17 protein-coding genes and 1 tRNA gene are annotated in these 23,741 nt (G+C 63.8%); 10 read left to right on the top strand and 8 right to left on the bottom strand.

Going from position 1 to position 23,741, the window contains the following annotated elements:
- Positions 1–27 precede the first annotated feature (27 nt).
- Positions 28–3,390 carry an ATP-dependent helicase gene (locus AC1DVN_RS24585; protein WP_477994303.1) on the top strand — a complete coding sequence of 1,121 codons (3,363 nt, stop codon included), beginning with the start codon at positions 28–30 and terminating at the stop codon, positions 3,388–3,390.
- Positions 3,391–6,783 (top strand): ATP-dependent helicase, encoded by a 3,393-nt coding sequence (locus AC1DVN_RS24580; protein ID WP_060938626.1) that lies wholly within the window; start codon positions 3,391–3,393, stop codon positions 6,781–6,783.
- On the opposite strand, the gene AC1DVN_RS24575 is transcribed toward AC1DVN_RS24580, so the two are convergent.
- Positions 6,780–7,181, bottom strand: coding sequence for a DoxX family protein (locus AC1DVN_RS24575; RefSeq protein WP_019747824.1), 402 nt, complete (start codon positions 7,179–7,181; stop codon positions 6,780–6,782). The genes AC1DVN_RS24580 and AC1DVN_RS24575 overlap by 4 nt on opposite strands.
- A gap of 156 nt (positions 7,182–7,337) precedes the next feature.
- On the opposite strand from AC1DVN_RS24575, the gene AC1DVN_RS24570 reads away from it, so the two are divergent.
- A complete protein-coding gene (locus tag AC1DVN_RS24570; RefSeq protein WP_003942296.1) occupies positions 7,338–8,405 on the top strand; it encodes a potassium channel family protein in 1,068 nt (355 codons plus the stop codon).
- A 38-nt stretch (positions 8,406–8,443) separates the two neighbouring features.
- Positions 8,444–9,343: an NAD(+) diphosphatase gene (nudC, locus tag AC1DVN_RS24565; RefSeq protein ID WP_029537943.1), complete on the top strand. Its 900-nt coding sequence runs from the start codon at positions 8,444–8,446 to the stop codon at positions 9,341–9,343.
- A 30-nt stretch (positions 9,344–9,373) separates the two neighbouring features.
- Here the strand turns inward: nudC and AC1DVN_RS24560 are convergent, their stop codons facing one another.
- Complete coding sequence (locus tag AC1DVN_RS24560) at positions 9,374–9,631, bottom strand: mycoredoxin (RefSeq protein WP_003942350.1); 258 nt, start codon at positions 9,629–9,631, stop codon at positions 9,374–9,376.
- A gap of 103 nt (positions 9,632–9,734) precedes the next feature.
- Here AC1DVN_RS24560 and AC1DVN_RS24555 point away from each other — a divergent pair, with 103 nt between their 5' ends.
- Together AC1DVN_RS24555 and AC1DVN_RS24550 are read left to right on the top strand one after the other, a co-directional pair.
- On the top strand, positions 9,735–11,873 hold the full coding sequence (locus AC1DVN_RS24555) for an ATP-dependent DNA helicase UvrD2 (protein ID WP_042951442.1): 2,139 nt from the start codon (positions 9,735–9,737) through the stop codon (positions 11,871–11,873).
- Positions 11,874–12,385: 512 nt separating this feature from the next.
- Complete coding sequence (locus tag AC1DVN_RS24550) at positions 12,386–12,709, top strand: WhiB family transcriptional regulator (protein ID WP_003942321.1); 324 nt, start codon at positions 12,386–12,388, stop codon at positions 12,707–12,709.
- A 5-nt stretch (positions 12,710–12,714) separates the two neighbouring features.
- On the opposite strand, the gene AC1DVN_RS24545 is transcribed toward AC1DVN_RS24550, so the two are convergent.
- The 3 genes from AC1DVN_RS24545 to AC1DVN_RS24535 all read right to left on the bottom strand — a co-directional run bounded on the left by AC1DVN_RS24545 (position 12,715) and on the right by AC1DVN_RS24535 (position 16,476).
- Positions 12,715–14,058, bottom strand: a complete 1,344-nt coding sequence (locus AC1DVN_RS24545; protein ID WP_020907132.1) for an ABC1 kinase family protein — start codon at positions 14,056–14,058, stop codon at positions 12,715–12,717.
- Between the two features lie 4 nt (positions 14,059–14,062).
- On the bottom strand, positions 14,063–14,974 hold the full coding sequence (locus AC1DVN_RS24540) for a hypothetical protein (RefSeq protein ID WP_053062054.1): 912 nt from the start codon (positions 14,972–14,974) through the stop codon (positions 14,063–14,065).
- Between the two features lie 101 nt (positions 14,975–15,075).
- Positions 15,076–16,476, bottom strand: a complete 1,401-nt coding sequence (locus AC1DVN_RS24535) for a zinc-dependent metalloprotease (RefSeq protein WP_024487215.1) — start codon at positions 16,474–16,476, stop codon at positions 15,076–15,078.
- A 123-nt stretch (positions 16,477–16,599) separates the two neighbouring features.
- On the opposite strand from AC1DVN_RS24535, the gene AC1DVN_RS24530 reads away from it, so the two are divergent.
- On the top strand, positions 16,600–17,622 hold the full coding sequence (locus AC1DVN_RS24530) for a YlbL family protein (RefSeq protein WP_042951437.1): 1,023 nt from the start codon (positions 16,600–16,602) through the stop codon (positions 17,620–17,622).
- Between the two features lie 41 nt (positions 17,623–17,663).
- On the opposite strand, the gene AC1DVN_RS24525 is transcribed toward AC1DVN_RS24530, so the two are convergent.
- Positions 17,664–18,266, bottom strand: a complete 603-nt coding sequence (locus AC1DVN_RS24525) for a PPA1309 family protein (protein WP_019747831.1) — start codon at positions 18,264–18,266, stop codon at positions 17,664–17,666.
- Between the two features lie 174 nt (positions 18,267–18,440).
- Between AC1DVN_RS24525 and AC1DVN_RS24520 the strand changes: the two genes are divergently transcribed.
- Positions 18,441–21,410: a UPF0182 family protein gene (locus tag AC1DVN_RS24520; RefSeq protein WP_477994320.1), complete on the top strand. Its 2,970-nt coding sequence runs from the start codon at positions 18,441–18,443 to the stop codon at positions 21,408–21,410.
- Here AC1DVN_RS24520 and AC1DVN_RS24515 read toward each other — a convergent pair.
- On the bottom strand, positions 21,311–21,865 hold the full coding sequence (locus tag AC1DVN_RS24515) for a transglycosylase family protein (RefSeq protein ID WP_019747833.1): 555 nt from the start codon (positions 21,863–21,865) through the stop codon (positions 21,311–21,313). The genes AC1DVN_RS24520 and AC1DVN_RS24515 overlap by 100 nt on opposite strands.
- Positions 21,866–22,315: 450 nt before the next feature.
- Here AC1DVN_RS24515 and AC1DVN_RS24510 point away from each other — a divergent pair.
- Positions 22,316–22,389, top strand: a tRNA-Met gene (locus AC1DVN_RS24510).
- Positions 22,390–22,539: 150 nt separating this feature from the next.
- Positions 22,540–23,070, top strand: coding sequence for an esterase/lipase family protein (locus AC1DVN_RS24505; protein ID WP_477994302.1), 531 nt, complete (start codon positions 22,540–22,542; stop codon positions 23,068–23,070).
- Between the two features lie 4 nt (positions 23,071–23,074).
- Here AC1DVN_RS24505 and AC1DVN_RS24500 read toward each other — a convergent pair whose 3' ends face one another.
- Positions 23,075–23,719 (bottom strand): GntR family transcriptional regulator, encoded by a 645-nt coding sequence (locus tag AC1DVN_RS24500; RefSeq protein ID WP_020907137.1) that lies wholly within the window; start codon positions 23,717–23,719, stop codon positions 23,075–23,077.
- Positions 23,720–23,741: the final 22 nt, after the last annotated feature.

The raw sequence follows: 23,741 nt of genomic DNA, 5'->3' as shown, positions 1-23,741 counted from the left end.
GTCGGTGCGCTCTGGTGGAATGCCTGGGTGAGTGAGACGGCAACACGCAGCAAGGTCACCATTCCGCGGGCGCGGTTGGTGCACCGAACTGCGCCGTCTCCGATACCCCGAACGTGGGATGAAGGGACGACGCGGCTCTTCGCGCCGCCGTCCGAGGATCCGTTCCAGCTCGCGTTCGGCCCTGTTTCATTCGGTTCGGCAGCGGCTTGGAATCCCTGGCAGGTACTCGGCAGTCCCGGAACCGGCAAGACGTCCCTTCTCGTGGATCTGGCAGTGCAGAAGATCTCGGGTGGCGAAGATCCTGAATCGGTCCTGGTGCTCACCCAGTCACGCCGAGCCGCGACGCAGGTCCGCGAGCAGATCACCGCTGGGTTGCTCGGGTACCAACAGGAACGCGGACCGCAGGCAACCCGTGAGCCGCTGGTACGCACCGTTCACTCCTACGCCTTTGCCGTTCTCCGGCTTCAAGCCGCAGCACACGGCAATGCGCCGCCACGCCTGATCACCGGCGCCGAGCAGGACTCGGTGCTCCGAGAGATGTTGCGCGGAGACATCGAAGACGGCGCCCTCCGGTGGCCGGAGCGCCTGCGACCCGCATTGGGTTTGAACGGATTTGCCGTCGAACTTCGAGATCTGATGCTGCGAGCCAACGAGCGCGGGCTCGGCCCCGAAGATCTGGTCAAGCTCGGCAAGAAGCGTGGCCGTCCGGAGTGGGTGGCGGCCGGGCGGTTCGCCGAGGCCTACGAGCAAGGCGTGCTGCTGCGCGGCAGTGTCGGTGTCGAGGCTCCGGAGGCGACGGCGCCGGCACTCGACGCGGCCGAGTTGATCGGTGCGGCCTTGACCGCGTTCGCCACCGATCCCGAATTGCTTCGCTCCGAGCGCGCTCGGATCCGGCACCTCCTTGTCGACGACGCACAACATCTGGATCCGCAGGCGGCGCAACTGGTTCGGTTGATCGGAACCGGAACTGTGGGCACGGTCATCGCCGGTGATCCGGATCAGTCCGTCTTCGGATTCCGCGGTGCGGATTCGGCGTTCCTGCTCGGACTGGCCGAGCGCGGAGACGAGCGCCAGATCGTTCTGCCCGTCACGTATCGCAACAACGCCGACGTCGCGTCGATCGCGGCCAAGATCGCTGCGCGGCTGCCCGGCAACTTGGCTCATCGCATCGCGGTTCCATCCGATCTCACCGATGAGAATCCGGGACGGGCGTCGGTGCGGGTTCTCGGTACGACGGCCAAAGAGGCGGCAGTCGTCGCAGATACCTTGCGCCGAGCGCATCTGCTGGACGGGATTGCGTGGTCCGACATGGCCGTCATCGTGCGGTCGGTCCCGCGCACTCTCGCCCCTCTCCGGCGAGCCCTGCTCGCGGCGGGGGTGCCCGTCACGACCGCTGCCACCGAATTGCCGCTCGCGCGGCAACACGGAGTGTCCGGCCTGCTGCTGGTCCTTCGGGCGCTCGGCGGCGATCAGTTCACCGGCGACGACGCGCTTGCCCTGATGGCCGGTCCCATCGGCGGCGCCGAACCGGTCACCCTGCGCCGGTTGCGTCGTGGCCTGCGCCGGGTCGAGTTGGCATCGGGAAGTGATCGGGACTCCTCGGAGTTGTTGCGGCTCATTCTGATCGACGAGGATCGTGCGCAGTCCAAGCGCCTGATGGGCAAGCTGACAGACGTCGAAGCTGCGGCCCTCAATCGCGTGCTGTCGGTCCTTCGCAAGGCCCGAGTGCCTCTCGAGCGTGGTCTCGGGGTCGAAGAAGTTCTGTGGGCGGCCTGGCAGGCGACGGGGCTGGAACGGCGGTGGGCGGCCGCGTCGGCGCGCGGCGGACCGATCGGCTCACAAGCCGATCGAGACCTCGATGCCGTAGTCGCACTCTTCGACGCGGCTGCCAACTACGTCGACCGGCTGCCGCGTTCGCAACTCTCCGGTTTTGTCGACTACCTGACCAGCCAGGAGATACCGACCGACTCGCGGAGCCGATCGGTCATCGCTCCCGACGCCGTCACCGTGGTCAGCGCTCACGCCGCGGCGGGGCGCGAATGGGCGGTGGTGGCGGTGGCGGGTGTGCAGGAGGGGCTCTGGCCGAGTTTGCGGGCACGCGGCTCGCTACTGCGTACCGAAGCTCTTATCGACCTGGTCAACGGAGTCTCCGACGGCAGTGACTCGGCTGCCGAACGACTCTCGCGAACCGCGCCGCTTCTGGCCGAAGAACGCAGGTTGTTCCTGGTCGCCTGTAGCCGTGCTCGTCGCCGTCTGCTGATCACCGCAGTCGAATCGGCTTCGGGGGACACCGACTTGGTGCCTTCGCGGTTCGTGGACGAATTGATCCGTGGTGACGCGTACTCGGACGACCCGTCCTCCGATCTCGACGTCGTTGCACCCGAGACCGGGGATACCCGGGTTCTGTCGCTGCCTGCACTGGTCGCACAGCTTCGCAGCGTGGTGTGTGATCCCGACATCGCGCATTTCGACCCCGAGAAGCATTCTCGGGCTGCTCGCCAGTTGGCCCGTCTGGCTGCGGCCGGAGTACGAGGCGCGCATCCGGATCAGTGGTACGGCACAGCCGAGCCGAGTACCGCTGCTCCCATGTGGCAACCCGAGGACGGACCGGTTTCACTGTCCCCGTCCACCATCGAGCTTCTCGAAACATGTCCTCTCCGATGGGTGTTCGAGCGTCACGGTGGCAGCGACGGAGACAACACTCATGCGATCGCCGGTACGCTGGTCCATACCTTGGTGCAGGCACTGGCCGGCCGGATTCCACCGGATCAGGTCGAGAAGGCACTCGAAAATGCCTGGGAATCCATCGATCTGGGATCGCAGTGGTACTCGCGCCGTGAACTCAATCGAACTCGGGAGATGCTGGCGACGTTCACGGCCTGGATGAACGCAACTCGCGGTGAGCTGACCGAAGTCGGCGTCGAGGTCGCGGTCGAGGGGGTCCTCGAACCGCGCGAAGAAGGAGCGCCTGCGGTCAAGCTACGTGGCCGGATCGACCGGCTCGAGCGCGACACCGAAGGTCGTCCAGTGGTTGTCGACGTCAAGACTGCGCGAAACCCCGTCAGCAACGAGGCCGCGCAATCTCATGCGCAGTTGGCGGCGTACCAGGTCGCAGCGGCCGAAGGTGCGATTGCCGGCGAACCGGCCACACAACCCGGCGGTGCACGCCTGGTATTCGTGGCCAAGTCCAACAAGAAGGACGGTGCGGCGCAGCGAGTTCAGCCGCCGCTGACGGCCGAAGCCGTCGAGATGTGGCGAGACGTCATTCACAACGCTGCCGCAGCGACCCAAGGACCGCAGTACCTGGCCAGGGTCAACGACGGATGTAGACATTGCCCGGTGCGTTCGAGTTGCCCGGCACACGACGAGGGACGACAGGTGAGTAACTAAGTGGCTGCCGCGACGCAGAAGGCACGCCGACCGAAGATCGACCCTGTCGACCTGGCGGTCGCGCTCGGTCAGCACCCTCCGACGCCCGAGCAGGCAGCAGTGATCGCCGCACCGCTCGGTCCGACATTGGTGGTCGCCGGCGCCGGTGCCGGAAAGACCGAGACGATGGCTGCTCGCGTCGTGTGGCTGGTTGCCAACGGCTTCGTCGATCCCGAGGCGGTTCTCGGCCTGACCTTCACGCGCAAAGCGGCGCAACAACTCACGTCGCGAATCCGCAAGCGGTTGGCGCGGCTGGCGGGTTCGGACGTTCTGCGGGCACTCGACCCGACCGGCGGAGTGCGTTCCCGGATTCTGGCCGGCGAACCCGAAGTCAGTACCTACCATGCTTACGCGGGACGGTTGCTCTCCGAACATGGACTGCTGTTGCCCATCGAACCCTCGGCGACGTTGTTGTCCGAGACCGAACTGTGGCAGGTTGCGCACCGCGTCGTGAGCGGCTGGGACAGTGATCTGGACACCGACAAGAATCCGGGTTCGATCACCGAGACCGTTCTGGCCCTTGCCGGTCAGTTGGCGGAGCACCTGGTCGATCCCGAGCAGTTGCTCGAGGCACACACCGAGCTGGACAAGCTGATTCACACTCTGCCCGCCGGCCCGAAACAGCGGGGTGGACCGAGCAAGGAGTTGTTGAATTACCTTGATGTGCAACATAAGCGCATCGAACTGTTGCCTCTCGTCGCCCGGCTGGGTGAGACGCTGCGGCGTGAAGGCGCATTGGATTTCGGCAGCCAGATGTCGCTGTCTGCCCGGGTCGCCGCCGAGCATCCCGAGGTCGGGCAGACCGAGCGTGAGCGCTTTCGGGTAGTTCTTCTCGACGAGTACCAGGACACTGGTCACGCTCAGCGAGTGTTGTTGTCCTCGTTGTTCGGTGGGGGAGCCGACGGCCGCTTGGCACTGACGGCCGTCGGCGATCCGATGCAGTCGATCTACGGTTGGCGCGGCGCGTCGGCGGCCAACCTGCCACGGTTCGCAACCGATTTCCCGCTTGCCAACGGAAAGCCGGCTCCGACGCTCGAACTGCTCACCAGTTGGCGTAACCCGCCGGAGGCTCTCGAACTGGCAAACCTGTCGTCGGCACCGTTGCGTCGACGCGGTGTGGCGGTCAGCACCCTTCGTGCGCGGCCGGGAGCCGTCGCCGGAGACGTTCGACTGGCGTTGCTGGGCGACGTCGAACAGGAACGTCAGTGGGTGGCGGAGAAGATCGCCGGAGAATACGAGGCGGCACGTGCCGAAGACCGCCCGACGCCCACGGCAGCGGTGTTGATCCGCAGGAACGCCGATGCCGCTCCGCTGGCCGAGGCCTTGCGGTCCAAAGGTCTGCCGGTCGAAGTGGTCGGACTCGGTGGGCTCCTGCACACACCCGAGGTTGCGGACGTGATCGCCATGCTCCGGGTGGTCGCCGATCCGCTTGCAGGAAGCGCTGCCGTTCGGCTGCTCACCGGCGCGCGATGGCAGATCGGCGCGAAGGATCTCGCCGCACTCTCTCAACGCTCCCGCGAACTTGCCATCTCCGCGGGATACGGAACGGCGGGTGCGGTCACCGACGCCGAGGCGCTTACCTCGGCGGTCCACGATGCGCTGCCCGGGGAGAACGCCGAGCAAGCAGGATTGGTCGACTCGATCTCCGATCCAGGCCCGGCAGAACGCTATTCGGCTCTCGGGTACACACGCATCAACGCGATAGCGGCAGAGTTGGCGTCGTTGCGCGAACGTATCGGCCAGCCGCTCACCGAATTGGTGGCGGAGGTCGAGCGGGTGCTCGGGATCGGAATCGAGGCGGGCGCGCGGACCCGAGTCGGCGTCGTCGGGACCGCGGGCCGCGAGCATCTCGACGCATTCGCCGACGTTGTCGCCAACTACGCGACGCGTCCAACTGCCAATCTGACCGGGATGCTGGCTTTCTTCGCGGCAGCCGAACAGATCGAAAAGGGCCTCACGCCAGGCGAAGTGGAGGTGGCGCCGGATCGGGTCCAGATCCTGACCGTGCACTCGGCGAAGGGGCTCGAATGGGAAGTAGTGGCGATCCCGCATGTCAGCGACGGGGTGTTCCCCTCGTCCACCGCGTCCGGATCGTGGCTCGGGGCGCTCGCCGAACTGCCACCGTCGTTGCGTGGTGACCGGGCGGTCGACGCGGATTCGGCCGACGGAGTTCCGGTGCTCGACCTCGAGGAGCTCTACAACCGCAAGGACCTCGAGAACGCGATAACGGCGCACAAGAAGGCCTTGTCCAACCGTCGACTGGACGAGGACCGGCGGTTGTTCTACGTCGCGCTGACCAGAACCGAACGGGCGCTGTTCATCTCGGCGCATCACTGGGCGGAATCCGGTGCGGAACCGAAGGGGCCTTCGGAGTTCCTGGACGAGCTGCATCAGATGGTCACGGCCGACAACGATGCCGATGAGGAAGACTCACGCGGTGCGATCGGCGTCGTGGAGGAATGGGCGCCTGCACCGGAACCCGACACCGAGAACCCGTTGGCCGCCACTCCCCGTACGGCGCAGTGGCCGCCGGATCCGCTGGGTGCGCGGCGCGGCGCCGTCGAGGCCGGAGCCGCGAGCGTCCTGTCCGCACTCGCATCGCTGCCGCAAGACAGCGAAGAGGCGGAAGAACCGGAGGACGATCCGGAGAACTGGGCCTCGGACGTCGACGTTCTCCTGGCCGAGCGCGAGGCCCGCGCAAACGCGCGTGCCGAAGTGATTCTCCCGGCGCAGCTTTCGGTGACTCAGCTCGTCGACCTCAAGGCAGATCCGGACGAACTGGCGGCTCGCCTACGTCGTCCGCTGCCGTATCCGCCCAACCCGTTGGCTCGTCGCGGAACCGCTTTTCACGCCTGGATCGAGCGAAGGTTCGGTGCGACTCGGCTGTTGGATCTCGACGAGCTACCCGGCGCCGCGGATACCGGCGCGGGTCCCGAGACCGACCTGGTGAAACTTCAGGATGCGTTCTTGCGGTCCCCGTGGGCCAACCGCAGCCCGATCGAAGTGGAAGTTCCTTTCGAAACATCCATTGCCGGAACGGTTTTGCGCGGTCGGATCGACGCTGTGTTCGCCGATCCCGACGGCGGATGGACGGTGATCGACTGGAAGACCGGTGCCGAACCGTCGGCCGCCAACGAGGACGCTGTTGTGATGCAGTTGGCCGCGTATCGGGTGGCCTGGGCCGAATTGATGTCAGCCAGAGCTCGTTCGGCGGGGCGCAACGAACAGTTTCCGGCCGACAAGGTGCGGGCGGCGTTTCACTACGTTCGATCGGGTCGCACCATCGCACCCGAGAACCTGCCGGACGGTGAGGCTCTCGCTCGCCTCATCCGAACGGCAGGCGCGCAAGATTAGCTTGCGTTTCGACGAGCCTTGAGTGCTTCGGTCACCAGCGGGACCTGCAGGGGGAGACGTGCGATCGAACCGATCTTCTGCGGTGTGGACGTCTTCGGGCTTCGGCACCAGTCGATCGCCATCTGGATGTTGGCGGGGAACACGGCAACAAAGAGCGCGGCGGCAAGGCCCGCGCCGAGCTTGCGGGTCTTCGGCACGGCCAAGGCAGCGCCGATCGCCAGTTCCGCGACGCCGGACACCTGGGTGTAGGTGCGGGCCTGTCCGGGAAGCTGGCGGGGAACGGTGCTGTCGAAGAACGAGGGCGCTGCAAAATGCATGGTGCCGGCGCCGAGAAGGAGGGCCGACAAACGAAGAGCGGCCGCTTGGCTGGGAGTGGACGTCGAACCGGTGAAAGGCATTTGCCCAGCCTGCCTCACGGTGGACCTTCTTGCCACTACCGGCGCCACGACCCGCGCGCTATTCGGCGCCCGAGTTCCGAAGTCGATCTTCGAGGGTTACGCTGCCTGCCGATGTCCGTGTAGGTATTTCGTAAGTTCGAGTGAGAGAGTCGATGTATGGCCGGTAAGCTCCGGGCGCGTTTGACCAGGTCGGAAGCATTGACCGATCAGCCTGACTTCGCCCTTGTCGGGGTGCTGCGCATTCCCCAGCTACAGACCAGTCCGGCGCGGGCCATCTACAAGCGAGTTCTCATCGCATTGGGTGCTCTCGGCGCCGCCGTGTTGATCGTCTACATCGATCGCGCCGGATACCGAGACGCACAGGACAACGAGCTGTCGCTGCTCGACTGCATCTACTATGCGACGGTTTCGCTCTCGACCACCGGCTACGGCGATATCACTCCGTTCACTCCGTCGGCGCGCCTGGTCAACGTCCTGTTGATCACGCCACTTCGAATCTTCTTCTTGATCGTGTTGGTCGGAACCACACTTTCAGCTCTGACCGAGAGTTCGCGTCAGGCGTTCAAAATTCAGCGTTGGAGGCAGCACGTGCGTAATCACACCGTCGTCGTCGGATACGGGACCAAGGGGCGGACGGCAATCGAAGCAATGCTCGGTGACGGTGTACCGGCGTCGGAGATCGTGGTCGTCGATACCGATCAGACAGTCCTCGACTCCGCGGCGAGCAAGGGCCTGGTGACGGTGTTCGGTTCGGCGACGAAATCGGACGTACTTCGGTTGGCAGGTGCGCAGAATGCGTCGTCGATCATCGTGGCCACGAATCGTGACGACACCGCAGTGCTCGTGACACTGACAGCCCGCGAAATCGCGCCGAAAGCCAAGATCGCCGCAGCCATCCGTGAAGCCGACAACGCGCATCTTCTGCGTCAGTCCGGCGCAGACTCGGTGGTCGTGTCCTCGGAGACGGCAGGTCGACTCCTCGGCATCGCGACCACAACGCCGACTGTCGTGGAGATGATCGAAGACCTTCTGACCCCGGAAGCCGGATTCGCGATCGCCGAGCGCGCAGTCGAACGTGACGAGGTCGGCGGCTCTCCGCGTCATCTCTCCGACATCGTGCTCGGGGTAGTTCGCGACGGCCGTCTGGTTCGCGTCGGTTCGCCCGAGGTGGACGCCGTCGAGGAGAACGATCGCCTGCTCTACATCCGCCGCGTCACGAACTGAGTGCTGCCGAGCTTCGTGCGCGCAGTAATGTCGTGAGCGTGAACGACTTCCAGCTGACCGAAACACCGCTGCTCTCACGCTCGAGCGTCGGCCGCGCCGAGGAATTGCGGTCGGATGCCGCCGCACTGACCGCGGGTTGGGCGGACGCGCTGCTCCTCCGTGTGAATTCACGGGGTCAGGTCAAAGTCTCGCCGGAAGGTCAGTTGGTCTTCGCCGAGGCAACCGAACTGGGTCCGGAACCGGTGCGCGGTGCAGTGTTCCTGGGAATTCGGGAGAATCGCCACGTCTGGGCGGTGCGGGTGTCGCTGCTGGCGGGCACGTTGTCCGAGTTGCGCATGCTCGGCGGAACACTCGACGACGCGGACGCCGGATTGTTGACCGGTGCCGTCGCGATTCTCAACTGGCACGACAGTGCCGGATTCAGCGCTATCGACGGCGCGCCGAGTGAACCCACCATGTCCGGCTGGTCACGCATTTCCACGTCCACCGGCCACGAGGAGTTTCCCCGAACGGATCCGGCGGTCATCTGCCTGGTGCACGACGGCGGCGATCGAGTTCTACTCGCTCGTCAGCCGACCTGGCCGCAGCGACGTTTCTCGATTCTCGCGGGATTCGTCGAGGCCGGGGAGTCGCTCGAAACGTGCGTTGTCCGCGAGATCAAGGAAGAAGTCGGCATCGACGTGCACAGCGTTCGATACCTCGGGAGCCAGCCTTGGCCGTTCCCTCGCTCGGTGATGTTGGGCTTCGCCGCAATCGGCGACCCCGCCGCTCCGCTTCTGTTCGCGGACGGCGAGATCGCCGAGGGCACCTGGTTCACGAAGGACGAGGTGCGTGCCGCTCTCGAACTCGGCGACTGGGGTTCGGAAGCGGACGCGCCACTGCTGCTGCCCGGCTCGATCTCCATCGCTCGCGGAATGCTCGAGAGCTGGGTCAAATAAGTGCTGGGTCAGACAGCTGCCTGAAAGGCTCTAAAGACCCAGGGCCTGCTTGACCTGGTTGAGCGACGGGTTGGTCGCGACGCTGCCGTCGCCGTACTTCACGGTCGGAACGACGTGATTTCCACCGTTGACGCTGCCGACGAAATCGGCTGCTGCCGGATCGTTCTCGATGTCGATCTCGGTGTACTCGATCCCCGACGCGTTGAGCTGCGTCTTGAGGCGGCGGCAGTAGCCACACCACGTGGTCGAGTAGATGGTCAGGGCAGGCGCATTTTCGGTAGAAGTCACGGCCGATATAACACCACGACCGAGAGCGTTGTTCCGTATCGGCCCGTGTTCTCTTGCCCACATACCGTCGGGCGCGGCGAATGGCGTGTCGGAACGTCCTGCCATGATGGTCCCCATGCCTGCGGACACCGGACTGGATCCAGAACAATCGGCCGCCGTGCTCGCGCCACGCGGCCCGGTATGTGTCCTCGCGGGCGCTGGAACAGGCAAAACCCGCACCATTACCCGCCGGATCGCGCATCTGGTTGCCGACGGCCATGTCTCCGCCGGCCAGGTGCTTGCCGTGACATTCACAGCGCGAGCGGCCGGCGAAATGCGTGGACGGCTTCGTGAGCTGGGGGTTGGTGGAAGTGGGCCGCAGGTACAGGCTCGCACCTTCCACGCCGCCGCTCTTCGTCAACTCAAGTACTTCTGGCCGCAGGTGATCGGTGACACGCCGTGGCGTCTGCTCGATCGGAAGTTCGCGGTTGTCAGCAGTGCCGCCGCTCGTGTCGGGTTGTCCACCAGTACGGAAAGCGTGCGCGACCTCGCCAGCGAAATCGAGTGGTCCAAGGCCTCACTGATCGCGCCCGAGGACTACCCACGCGCGATAGCCAAGATTCGTCGCGAGGCGCCGGTCGAGGCCACCAAGGTTGCGCAGGTCTACGCGGCATACGAAGAGCTGAAGGCACGTGGCCAGGACGGAATGCTCCTCGATTTCGACGATCTCCTACTTCACACCGCGGCTGCGCTCGAAGAGCATTCGACGGTTGCCGACGAGTTCCGCGAGCGGTACCGCTGCTTCGTGGTCGACGAGTATCAGGACGTCACCCCGCTGCAACAGCGGGTGCTCGACGCCTGGCTCGGCGACCGCGACGACCTGACCGTGGTGGGCGATGCGAATCAGACCATCTACTCCTTCACCGGCGCCACCCCGAACTATCTGTTGGATTTCTCGCGGAAATTCCCCGAAGCGACCGTCGTCCGGCTCGAACGGGACTACCGCTCCACCCCTGAGGTCGTGTCGCTGGCGAACCGCGTGATCGGTGCAGCGCGCGGACGGATCGCCGGGACGCGTCTTCAGTTGATCGGGCAACGCGCTCCGGGGCCTGAGCCGGAGTTCATGGAGTTCGACGACGAGCCTGCCGAAGCGCTCGGCGTTGCGCGGGCGATCAAACGGCTGATCGCGGCAGGCACTCCAGCGGCCGAGATCGCTGTTCTGTATCGGATCAATGCTCAGTCGGAGGCGCACGAGCAGGCACTCACCAAGCTCGGCATTCCGTTCCAGGTGCGTGGTGGAGAGGGCTTCTTCACCCGCACCGAGGTCCGTCAGGCAGTGGCGGCACTGCGTCAGGCCGCCGGACGAGACGACCTCCCCGAAGGCGCAGACAACGGCGAAGCGCTGGTTTCACTGGTTCGCGCTGTACTCGCGCCACTCGGTCTGACCAACGAAGAACCTTCGGGCACGCAAGCCCGCGAGCGCTGGGCGTCGCTCTCGGCTCTCGTGGCGCTGACCGAAGAACAACTCGTCCACGAACCCGAACTGTCGCTCACCGGGCTTCTACAGGAGCTAACAGCCCGAGCCGAGGCGCGGCACCCACCGACCGTGCAGGGCGTGACGTTGGCTTCCCTTCACGCGGCCAAGGGGCTCGAATGGGATGCGGTGTTCCTGGTCGGCCTCAACGACGGCACCCTGCCGATCCAACACGTTCTCGGCGACGCCAATTCGGGCGCCGACGACGTCGCGGTGGAGGAGGAGCGTCGGCTTCTGTACGTGGGGGTTACCCGCGCCCGCGAGCATCTGCAGCTGTCTTGGGCATTGGCTCGCAATGAGGGTGGACGCAAGTCCCGTCGCCGGTCGAGGTTCCTCAACGGGCTCATCCCCGAGGACTCACCGGCTTCGCGCGTTGCCGCGCCGTCGTCGGGGAACAAGAAGCGTCCGCGCTGCCGCGTCTGCGGCAAACCGTTGATCGGGACGTCGGCGACAATGCTCGGGCGCTGCGAAAAATGCCCGTCCAATGTCGACCTGGAATTGCTCGAGCACCTCAAGGCCTGGCGTCTGGACAAGTCCCGAGAACTCAAAGTTCCGGCCTATGTCGTCTTCAGTGACAACACACTGATGGCTATTGCCGAACAACGACCACAGGACAATCGTGGACTGGTTTCGATCCCTGGAATCGGGCCGAAGAAACTCGACAACTTCGGAGAAGACGTACTAGCTGTCATTCGCGGCGAACTGCGTGCGGCAACACTCGATATCTGAAATGCATCCGAATCGACAACGGTGAGTTACATAACCGCAGGTCAAAAATAGGTTGTGCAGATTCGACGAATTCTCTACTCTGGTTTTCAGTGTTACGGGGCAACCTGTGCGCAGAAACTATCCGGACCGACACGAAATGGAGGTGGCAAAAAAATGACGAACTTGATCTCGTATGAAGCGTGCGCAAGCGCAAAGTTCGCTGTTGCCGCCCCCATGCTGCCGCGTGCAGCGGGATGGGCGCAGCATGCGTTCCGCCTGCGCCCTCAAGCAGCAGCAAAGAAAGCAGCTGTCGAGTCCGTGTTCTTAAGCCATCGAGGTATTTCTCGGTAGGACACATCCGTTCACTTACGGCCACGGACCCGCAGCCCCTGCGGACCGTGGCCTTTGTGTTGGATACCCCTCTTTATCCGGTTTCCGACTCGGCTCAGGTTCGCACCCATCGAACCCATATCGTGCGACACAGTTTCGCATCCGAGCACTAGGAGACCGAGTTGTCTGCCCAGACAATCCGCGTGGAATCCGAAAACTCCACCACTGCAGTAACTTCCACCGACGTCACTTCGGCTGCAGTCACGTTCATCGAGGTCGCGTCCACCCGCCGCGACCTGCCGTGCCGGGCATCCAACCCCGATCTCTGGTTCGCCGAAGCTCCGGCCGAACTCGAGCAGGCGAAGGCACTGTGCGCGCAGTGCCCCATCCGTTCCCGTTGTCTCAGTGCGGCTCTCGACCGCGCCGAGCCATGGGGGGTGTGGGGAGGCGAGATCCTCGATCAGGGGGCCGTCATAGCGCGCAAGAGACCGAGGGGGCGCCCACGCAAGCAACTCGTGTGCGCGTGAGAGCCCTATTCGGCGGAGCCGGTGTCGTCCAGAACCGGCTCCGCGAACCCTGGCAACCAACGAGTCAGGATTTCCATGTACGGGGCATATGCGTCCAACTGGGCGCATATGCCGACCGAACCGAGAAGAACTCGGAAGATCATCAAATACTCGGCCGGAAGGTTGAGTGCACGGGCCGTTCGGAACTGCGCACTGTTGAAGTCAGTGGCGGTTCCGGCGGCCTTTTGCAGCCACGACCGAGTGAAGTGAAATGACTCGGTCTGGATCGGGTCGGTGAAGGGTCGCAGGTAATCCGCGATCTCCTTGTCGGTTACCGTGCGTCCGGGAATCACGAAACCGTTGGCGCGCAACAACTCCGTCAATTCGTCGAATTGTTCCTCGACAGCCAAGCGCACCATCGTGCCGAGAACCCGTGGCAGTCCGTTCGGGAACGGCGCAGCCGCACCGAAGTCGATGACGCCGAGTCGGCCGTCCTCGAGAAGCATGAAATTGCCGGGGTGCGGGTCGCAGTGGAGCAAGCCGACACGGGCCGGAGACGCGAAGTGGAATTCGGCGAGTAGTGCACCGGCAGCATTGCGCTGCTCCGGCGTTCCACTTTCGATGATTCTGGTCAACGGGGTTGCCGTCATCCATTCGGTCACGACCACTTTCGGCGCGCTCGCCACGACGTGCGGGATCACGAATTGGGGATCGCCGTCGAATTCTTTTGCAAAAGCTCGCTGATTGTTCGCCTCGATCCGATAGTCGAGTTCTTCCTCGGTGCGCGCGGTGAACTCCTCGATCACGGGGCGCACATCGACACCGGGCATGACAGAACCGAAGAGACCGGCAAATCTGCCCAAGGTCTTGAGGTCGGCGCGTAGAGCTTCGTCGGCGCCGGGGTACTGAACTTTCACGGCCACGTCGCGGCCGTCCGCCCAGACCGCACGGTGAACCTGCCCAATGCTTGCCGACGCGGTCGGTTCGTCGTCGAACGACTGGAAACGGTCGCGCCATTTGGTTCCGAGTTGCTGATCGAGCATCTTGTGTACTTGCTTGGTCGGCAGCGGTGGGGCGGCGGCCTGGAGCTTGTTCAGCGACTCGCGGTACGGCTCCGCGAATTCCTCCGGAATCGCCGCCTCCATGACGCTGAGCGCTTGGCCCAGCTTCATCGCGCCGCCCTTGAGTTCGCCCAGCACCGCGAACAGTTGCTCGGCGGCCTTCGCGCTCAACTGCGCGTCGATCTCGCCTTTGTCGCCGCCGGCGAGCTTGCGTCCGAAGCCCATGGCGGCGCGACCGGCCATCCCCAGGGGGATGCTCGCGAGTTTGGCAGTACGGGCAGAACTCTTGCGTGGGATCTCGGACACCACACCATCATGTCTGACTGGGGCGTCCTTTGCCCGAAACAGGTGCCAGGTATTGGCAACTGCAAGATATTTGCCGAGGCCAGCGCCTGGTTGTGATCCGATACGGACGGAGCGCGATCTCGAGCGTCGACGACAGACTCGCCGCATGCGTCGCCGCTGTCTCGGATAATGCGGAGTCGATCTCGGCCAGGGCCAGCGCGACACTTGCATGGATCATCGCCGATTCCGCGTGGCCGGCGCTGCCGAGTAGCTGCGCGGACAGATGAAGCCAATGAGGGTCGAGTTCGGATCGGATGATGTCGGCGCATCGCAGGCAACTCGACTGGCCCGGCACGACAAGAGGACCGATCACGCCGTTGCCGTCGCGGATGCGGACTGAAAGGTGGGGGAGTCCGCAGCGAACGAGATCGCTGACCAGGCGAGGATCAGTGACAACGTCGTCGGCCAGGACCACCAGTTGTTCGTTCCACGTGCGCACGACGTCGGTGTTGCGATACCCGCGCGAGCGACGCGTGCTTACCCCGCCGGTGACCAGGGCGCGCTCGACGGCGTCCGAGAGTGGACCGACACCGTGGATCCGGACGGACACGGTCCTCCTGGCGGCAGTGTGGACGAATCCGGAATCGGTGAGTTGCTCGAGCAACTTCTCCGTCACCGACGTCGAAATCCCGCGCGTCGATGCTTCCCACAGGATGGTCGCGCGGGATCTGGAGCCGTCCATTTTGCGGAGGATCGACTTCACCGCGCGCGCATCGACCCCGACAGGCAGCGTCAGCAGGACGGCACGTCCGGGTGTCCATCCCAGCTGCAGCCGACCGTCCGGGCGCGACAGAACAGCGATCCGCGGGTCCCATCGGGGTCCCGCGGATCGCTGTGACGTGCTGTTCTGTGTGGTGTCGTCTTGCGTGTCACCGGTCATCGTTCGATGCTGGCACGGCGGGCCGTCGGCGAGTCCGCGTCAGTGACAGTTATCCACAGGACGTCAGCATGGCTGAACTGCGAAAATGTGTCGAGAAGGAATTATTTCTCTTCGTCGTCCTCGCGGGTCTTGTCCATCGCTGCCTCGGCCGCACGCTCTTTTGCCTCGACGGCTTCGAGCTGGGCGATCGGGTCGTCGAAATTGCCGGCTTCGCCGCCGCCGAGGACCCGGGCGACAAATCCGTCCGGTGCGTCGAGATCGCTCGAATCGGGCATGAGGTCGGGATGTGACCAGACGCCGTCACGAGTGTCCATACCGGCTTCCGCGGTGAGCTTCTGCCACAACCCGGCCGCTTCACGGACCTTGCGAGGACGAAGTTCGAGTCCGACCAGCGTCGCAAAGGTCTGTTCGGCGGGGCCGCCGGTGGCACGGCGACGCCGCAACGTCTCGCTCATCGCGGCAACACCAGGCAGTCGCTCGCCGAGTGCGGCGGTGACGACCGTCTCCACCCAACCCTCGACCAGCGCGAGCAGAGTCTCGAGCCGTTCGAGAGCGGCTTTCTGCTCCGGGGTGTTCTGCGGCTCGAACGTGCCCTGCTGCATCAGTGCTTCGAGCTTGCTCGGATCGGTGAGAGCGGACGGGTCGAGGTCCTTGGCAAATTCTTCCATCGCCGAGAAGTCCATCGTGATCCCGCGGGCGTATTCCTCGACTGTGGCGAGAACGCGCTGTCGCAGCCACGGAACGTGACTGTAAAGGCGCTGATGAGCTGCTTCCCGCGCGGCGAGGAACACCAGAACTTCCTGATGCGGCTGTTCGAGACCCTCACTGAACGCCTGAACCGCAGCGGGGAGAAGGGCCGCGGTGCCCTCTGGTCCGAGGGGCAAGCCGATGTCGGTGGAGGAGAGCACCTCAGTGGACAGTTGGCCGAGCGCCTGGCCCAATTGCGAGCCGAACGCGAGTCCACCCATCTGGCCGAGCATGCCCAGCATCGGGCCCGCCATCTGCTGTGCTTCGGCGGGAAGTCCCTGGACCCACATGCCCGCCACCTTCTCGGCCACCGGATCACAGAGTCGCTTCCACGTGTCGATCGTGTTGTCGAGCCAGTCGTTCGGAGTCCAGGCGAGAGTGCGGCTCGCTCCGGCCGGAAGCGTCGTTGCGGCGTCCAGCCACATCTCGGCCAGATGTGCGGCGTCGGCGATCGCCTTGACATTGCCCTCGGTGATCGGTGTAACCGATCCGATCTGTTGGCGTGCCAGCTTCTTGGCGATGTCGTAGTTCACCGGACCGGAAGTACCGCCCTGGCCCATCGACGAACCCATCCCGCTCAGCATCTGACCGAACTGGGTGAGCATCTGGCCGAGCTGAGCCGGATCGAATCCCTCACCGCCCGCGCCGAACCCGAACGGCGTGTCACCACCCCCGAACGGATTGCCACCCGCCGCGTTCTTGTCGCGATCGGGATCGTCGTCGGAGTTGGAGAAGCCGAACGGCATATTGCTCATACCTCAACGGTACAAGGCTCGAGCGGTCGGAGTCGCCCTCCGAGTCACGCTGACGGCGAACACGCACGGCGCTCAGGCGGTGCGATCGGTGCTCCGGCGCCTTCGCGCTTTACTCTGGATCAGGTGAATCGACGGATAGTGACGCTCTTGGCCGCACTCGCACCCATCGTCGTGTTGGGAGTCGTCGGAACAATGGTCACTGTTCCTTATGTCGCACTCGGCCCTGGCCCCACCTTCAACACCCTCGGCGACGTCGACGGTAAGCCCGTCGTCGACATCCAGGGGACCGAGGTCGATCCCACCGACGGCAACCTCAACATGACAACGGTGTCGGTTCGCGACGGCCTCAACGTCTTCGAAGCGTTCGGACTGTGGGCGAGTGGCAGCAACGGACTCGTCCCTCGCTCGGAGATCTATCCGCCTGAGAAGTCGAAGGAAGAGATTCAGCAGGCCAACACCGCCGACTTCCAGCAGTCCGAGGACAGTGCCGAGTTGGCTGCACTGCACTTTCTCGGCAAGCCGGTGGCACTCACTGTCTCGAAGGTGACCCCGGACGGCCCCGCTGCGGGTGCCCTGCAAGAAGGCGATGTCCTGGTCAAGATCGGCGACACTCCGGTAACCACCATCACCGGCGTTCAGGACACGGTCGGTGCGATCGCGCCCGGCACCGCGATCGACGTCACCGTCCTTCGCGAGGGTGTGGAGACCGTTGTGCCGGTCACCGTCGGGGCGCGGCCCAACAAGCCCGAATCGGGTTACCTCGGCGTCACGCCCAACGAGGTCCCGGACGTTCCCTTCACCGTGCAGTTCAACCTTGCCGACATCGGCGGTCCTTCTGCCGGACTGATGTTCACACTGGCCTTGGTGGACAAGCTGACTCCAGGGGAGCTCAACGGCGGAAAGTTCGTGGCCGGAACGGGCACCATCGACTCCGACGGCGAGGTCGGTCCGATCGGCGGTATCAGGTACAAGTTGATCGCCGCCTCCGAAGCCGGTGCTGAGACCTTCCTCGTGCCGGCCCAGAACTGTGACGAGGCGAAACAGAATGCGCCGGACGGGCTTCGACTCGTCAAGGTCGACAACCTGCCCGGCGCAGTGGACTCACTCGAAAGCCTCAACACGGGCGGCGACGCACCCCGCTGCTGAAACCTGCCTTGCCGAAGACAGACTCGGTCAGTCTTCTTCTTTCAGTCTTCTTCGACCTCGTCGAGCGTCGCGTACAACGCGTGAACCAGGTGAGGTGCAAGACCGTCGTAGGTGAGCAGTTCCAGGTCGCCGTACGGATCCGCATCCTCGTCGGGACGCATCTGCAGAAGCGACAGCGAAGGACCGTCACGGAGCACGCCGACGAACAGTCGAGCCTCGCGTCTATCGGGATGCGCGTTGGCCGTCAGTCGCGCGACCTCGTCCGCAGCATGCTGATCGGTCAATACCGGCGCCGTGGCGTGATCGAGATCCGATTCCGCCTCGGGCGGCAGGACGACGATCTCCTGAACCAGGATGCAACCCTGCACCGACTCGGGCCAATGCGTCGTTGCCAGGAACTCGTCGAGTGCCCGTGAACCGCCGATGATGTCCTCGGGAAGCGATTCCTGTTCGATCGGTGTGTATTCGGCGCCCTCGGCGAGTTGGTCGAGCAGTCCGGGTTCGGCCGCGGCGAGCATTTCGGTAGGCACCAACGCGTACAGCTTCGGCGGTTGATCCCAGCCTTCGGCGTCGATGTGGTCGACAACTTCATGAACGCACCGGGCGAGGGCACTCGGTGATCTGCTCATATTCTCTTCACTCACACGTTCATCCTCCCACCTTCTGTCCGGCTCCCTGCTCTCCGTGTTGTCAACCCGTGACCGTTGTTACGTAGAGTGGTCGGAAACGGCCAAGTCCACTCGGGCGTGGCCGCAGTGATCGATGCAATCGGTTGCGACGCCACGGCGTCGCCAAATCTTGGAGCGTGGCACGTGGGCATGCGGCCCCCCGCAGGTTTACCCTCTCTGTCCAGACGCAGTCGAATCTTGTTGGTGGTGGCTGTCGTAGTGGCGGCCTTGCTGCTCGTGGGGCCGCGACTGATCGGCATGTACACGGACTGGTTGTGGTTCGGAGAAGTCGGCTACCGCGGTGTCTTCACCAAGGTTCTGCTGACGCGATTCGTGCTCTTCCTCGTGGTCGGAATTGTCGTCGGAGCCATCGTGTGGCTCGCGATGCTTCTCGCGTACCGCGCACGTCCGGTGTTCGTTCCGGTCTCCGGACCCAATGATCCGATCGCGCGCTACCGCACGACCGTCATGTCGCGACTTCGTCTGTTCGGCGTGATCATTCCGGTCGCGATCGGCATTCTCTCCGGTCTCATCGCGCAGGCCAACTGGGTCACCATCCAGTTGTTCCTCAACGGTCAGCCGTTCGGCATCACCGATCCTCAGTTCAACTTGGACGTCGGCTTCTACACGTTCGATCTGCCGTTCTACCGCTTCGTTCTGAATTGGTTGTTCGTCTCGATTCTGCTTGCCTTCGTGGCAAACCTGGTCACCCACTACGTTTTCGGTGGGATCAAGTTGGCCGGGCGCGCTGGGACATTCACGACTGCCGCACGTATTCAACTGGCTGTCATCGCCGGCACCTTCGTGCTCCTCAAGGCGGTGGCGTACTGGTTCGATCGGTACTCGTTGATGTCGAGTAGTCGTAAGGAACCGACGTTCACCGGTCCGGGCTTCACCGACATCAATGCGGTTCTGCCGGCGAAGCTCATTCTGTTGTCCATCGCGGTCATCTGTGCGTTGGCGTTCTTCGCCTCGATCTTCACGCGGGATCTTCGGATACCGGCCATGGCAGTCGCTCTCTTGGTTCTTTCGTCGGTGCTCGTCGGTGCGGTCTACCCGATGATCGTCGAGCAGTTCTCCGTCAAGCCCAATGCGGCGCAGAAGGAGAGCACGTACATCGAACGAAACATCGAAGCGACCCGTCAGGCGTACGGGATCACGGAAGAAAACGTCGACTACGTCGACTATCCGGGAGTTGGCACCAAGCAGCCCCAGGACGTTCCGGCCGACCGGACCACGATCGCGAACACCCGACTGTTGGATCCGACCATTCTGTCGCCGACGTTCACCGCTCAGCGTCAGCTCAAGAACTTCTACGGGTTCCCGCAGACGCTCAACGTCGACCGCTACGAACAGGACGGCCAGCTGCGCGACTTCGTTGTCGCAGCGCGTGAGCTGTCGCCGAACAACCTTTCCGGGAACCAGACGGACTGGATCAACAAGCACACGGTCTACACGCATGGCAACGGCTTCGTCGCGGCCCAGGCGAACGAAGTCACGGCCGTGCAGGGCGACAGTCAGAACAACACCGGTGGTTACCCGATCTACTCGGTCAGCGACCTGACGACCACGCCCGAGAACGAGAACCTCAAGGTAGACAATCCTCGGTCGTACTACGGCGAGGTGATCAGCCAGTCGGACGCCGATTACTCGATTGTCGGTTCCGTCGACGGCGAGGGACCTCGTGAGTACGACACCGACACCTCGAAGTACACCTACACCGGTTCGGGTGGTGTCTCGATCGGCAACTGGTTCAACCGTCTTGCCTTCGCGGCGAAGTACACCGAGCGCAACATCTTGTTCTCGAGTGCAATCGGCTCGAACTCCAAGATCATCTTCAAGCGTGATCCGAAGGAAAGGGTCGAGGAGGTCGCGCCTTGGCTGACGACCGACGGCGCTGCCTACCCGGCAGTGGTCGACGGCAAGATGCAGTGGATCATCGACGGTTACACCACCGCCCAGGACTACCCGTACGCGCAGCGCAGTTCGCTCGACGGGTTGGTCGAGGACAGTATCGACCAGACGACCGGGCGCCTCATTCCGCGCCAGGAGTTCTCCTACATCCGCAACTCCGTGAAGGCCACGGTCGACGCCTACGACGGCACGGTCACGCTGTACCAGGTCGACGAGCAGGATCCGGTTCTGAAGGCGTGGATGGGGGTCTTCCCGAACACGGTGAAGCCGAAGAGCGAAATCTCGGACGACCTGCAGGCGCACTTCCGCTACCCGGAAGACATGTTCAAGGTTCAGCGAGAGATGCTGGCGAAGTACCACGTCGACGATCCGAGTGAGTTCTTCACCAACAACGCGTTCTGGTCGGTTCCGAGTGATCCGACGATCGACACGTCGGCCAACCAGCCGCCGTACTACGTGCTGGTGGGCGACAAGGACACCGCGAAGGCGGATTTCCGTCTGACCAGTCCGATGGTCGGGTTCAGTCGTGAGTTGCTGTCGGCCTACATCTCGGTGGCGAACGACAAGGAGAACTACGGCAAGTTCACGGTGCTGCAGTTGCCGACCGATACGCAGACTCAGGGTCCACAGCAGGCTCAGTCTGCGATGACGTCGGATTCGCGTGTTGCTTCGGAAGTGTCACTGCTCAAGCAGTCGAACAAGATTCAGTACGGAAACTTGCTGACTCTGCCGATTGCCGAGGGTGGAATCCTCTATGTCGAGCCTTTGTACTCGCAGCGAAACTCGCAGAACGCGTTCCCTCAGTTGGCGCGTGTACTGGTGAGCTTCAGCGACACCAACGGCATTCGGATCGGCTATGCACCGACCGTCTCCGAGGCGATCAGTCAGATTTGGCCGGGCGCAGGTTCGGCAGCGACTGTCACCCAGCCGGCACCCGATCCGGATACCGGAGCGCAACCGGAAACGCCGACAACGCCGACGGCACCGGCCCCGCCGGCTTCTTCGGATGACGTCACGAAGGCGCTGGCCGAGGTCAATTCGGCAATGGCGGCATTGAAGTCGGCGCAACAGAGCTTGTGTGCTCAGGTGAAGCTGTATGAGCTGAATCAGCGCAGTGCTGCAACGATCGGTGCGTTGGCATCGGAGAGCTGCTGGAACTGTGCGGCGAATCCGTACTGGCCGGCGAGGTCACGAGCGGTGTCGTAAGCCTGCTGTGCGGCGGGCTTGAGCTCGGCCGGGATTTCGACGGCGGGAGCAACTGCGGGTGCCTCGGCGACGGGAGCCGGTGCTGCGGCGGGAGCCTCTTCGACTGCCGGCTCGCTTGCGACGGTCAGACGCTGGCCGCAGACGGGCCATGCGCCGGGGCCCTGGCTCTGCAGGGTGTTCTCGGCGACGCGGATCTGCTCTTCCTTGGAAGCGTTGGCGGGCGAGCCGGTGCCACCGTTGGCGGTCCAGGTGCTCTGCGAGAACTGCAGGCCGCCGTAGTAGCCGTTTCCGGTGTTGATGTTCCAGTCGCCACCGCTCTCGCACTGTGCGACGCCGTCCCAGTTGTGGGTGGCTGCGGAAGCGGTGCCGGTGCTCATGGTGAGGGGCACTGCGACAAGTGCGCCGGCTACTGCCAATGTGCCGAATGCACGCTTGCTGATGCTGGTGTACGTCATGTCGGGGTAAATCCTCTCCGCGCTTGCTGACATCGGCGGGCCTGCGGGTCGGCGATGATGCTGACTTTCCCGGGCGCTTGTCTCTCCGTGTCTCTGCCCCTCGAAGGTTTCGGGGGTTCCGATCCCGCGGGGCAGAGTGGAGCAGCGGCGGGTCGGCGTTCGCCCGGTTGATTCGGGCCGGGACCGACCGTACGGGAGCGCTGAACGAGGGTCGATTCGCGATTTTCCGGACCACCTGGTCTTCTCCCATCCAGGATTTTCGGTGTTTGTGCTGGTAGAGCCTTTCCGATGCCGTTTCGAGGTACGTTCGTTACATGCTTGTTATGTGTTGATGCTCACGGGCATTTTGTGAACCCAGTCACCCGATTCTTTGACTTTCAGGCGTGTATTTCGCTCCAGCGCAGGCGATTTGCGTTCCGTTCATCTGCTCGTGTAACTTTGTCAATGCATCGCGGGGTGGAGCAGCTCGGTAGCTCGCTGGGCTCATAACCCAGAGGTCGCAGGTTCAAATCCTGTCCCCGCTACTAGAAAAGGACCGCCGCACTGGATTCCAGTGCGGCGGTCCTTTTTTGTGCGCAGCCGTCGTAGGGTGGCGACGTGCGACTCTCGAAGATTCTTTTGGCGATGGCGGTGACTACTTCGCTGGTGACCACCGCTCTGGCGTTCTCGGCAAGATGATTGCGGCCGACGCCGAGCTGATTGCCGATTCGATTCGCTCCTACGCTGCCGGCGCTGACTCCGTCGGGGTGATCGCGCACAGTGCGGGTGGACTGAGCTCCCGGTACTACGCGAAGTTCCTCGGTGGCTCCGAAGTAGTGGATTCATTCGTTGCCATCGGTGCTCCTCAGTACGGTAGCCCCGGTGGCTGCGTACAAGGCCCTGCCGACGGTTACGACACCTGCATGTTCTCCGCAGTTCTCGCCAAGCTCAATGCCGGTGAGGACACTCCTGGATCTGCCTACTATTCGGTGGTGCAGAGTTCGGGCGAGTGGGCGGACGGTCGGTTGGACGGGGGCCAGTGCCGGGTGTACGTCGATGGCGTTCCCGGGGCCGGAACCGGAGCAGACCATCTCACCGAGCTCGAGCATCCAGAGGTCATCTCGGGAGCGATCAGCGCTTTGGGGCGCGACTGTGTCGGTACGTTCGTGGACGAGAACGACGGCGACATCACCTGGCCTGACACGTTGTTCCCGTCATTTCGGTAAAGCTTCAGGTCCGGGTTGTTCGGACGAGTAGCCCGGCTACGTGTGCGCTCGCGGCAGTTCTGGCCCCCAAGGCGTCACCCGATTCGATGGCCGCGACTATACGAGCGTGCTCGGTGACGGCGATCCGCCGATTGAGCTCGAGGCTCCACATGTCCGAACGGTAGAGATGTGACTGTCCGTCGAGACGATGTAGGGCTTCACTGAGCGGGTGATTGCATGCAGTCTCACGAATCAAGGTGTGGAACTCGAGGTCCAGCGTCGAATCGCGACGCTGATCCGGCGGGCTCTCGAGAAGTTCGCGTTGCACCTGCACCATCTTGTTCAGCTGTGACACGGTTTCATGCGTGGCATTGGCCGTCGCGTTGAACGCCGCGAGACCGTCGAGTACCTCACGCACCTCGAAGACCGCGCGCAGAGACTCTGCGTCCAGCGAATCGACTTTTGCACCCGCATTTCGGGTGTGGACCGCGATGCCCTCGTAGATCAACTGCTGCACGGCCTCGCGGACCGGCGTTCGACTGACATTGAGCTTGCTCGCCAGCGCGGGAACACTCAGTGGTGTCCCCGGCGCCAGCTCTCCCGAAAAGATCAGTTCTCGAAGCGTCTCGTGCACGGACTCGGTGAGCAAAGCTCGTTCAGTGGTGGTCATCTTGTCCTCACTTCGATCCTGC

Source organism: Rhodococcus sp. P4_E4 (assembly GCF_056401575.1).
This window is presented reverse-complemented; position numbering and strand designations above follow the sequence as displayed.

What these genes read in the sequence shown, in the direction of transcription:
- AC1DVN_RS24575 (WP_019747824.1), bottom strand. Translation starts at nt 7,181, where the DNA reads ATGCCTTTCACCGGTTCGACGTCCACTCCCAGCCAAGCGGCCGCTCTT.
- AC1DVN_RS24570 (WP_003942296.1), top strand. Translation starts at nt 7,338, where the DNA reads ATGGCCGGTAAGCTCCGGGCGCGTTTGACCAGGTCGGAAGCATTGACC.
- AC1DVN_RS24555 (WP_042951442.1), top strand. Translation starts at nt 9,735, where the DNA reads ATGATGGTCCCCATGCCTGCGGACACCGGACTGGATCCAGAACAATCG.
- AC1DVN_RS24540 (WP_053062054.1), bottom strand. Translation starts at nt 14,974, where the DNA reads ATGACCGGTGACACGCAAGACGACACCACACAGAACAGCACGTCACAG.
- AC1DVN_RS24535 (WP_024487215.1), bottom strand. Translation starts at nt 16,476, where the DNA reads ATGAGCAATATGCCGTTCGGCTTCTCCAACTCCGACGACGATCCCGAT.
- AC1DVN_RS24520 (WP_477994320.1), top strand. Translation starts at nt 18,441, where the DNA reads ATGCGGCCCCCCGCAGGTTTACCCTCTCTGTCCAGACGCAGTCGAATC.
- AC1DVN_RS24515 (WP_019747833.1), bottom strand. Translation starts at nt 21,865, where the DNA reads ATGACGTACACCAGCATCAGCAAGCGTGCATTCGGCACATTGGCAGTA.
- AC1DVN_RS24505 (WP_477994302.1), top strand. Translation starts at nt 22,540, where the DNA reads ATGATTGCGGCCGACGCCGAGCTGATTGCCGATTCGATTCGCTCCTAC.
- AC1DVN_RS24500 (WP_020907137.1), bottom strand. Translation starts at nt 23,719, where the DNA reads ATGACCACCACTGAACGAGCTTTGCTCACCGAGTCCGTGCACGAGACG.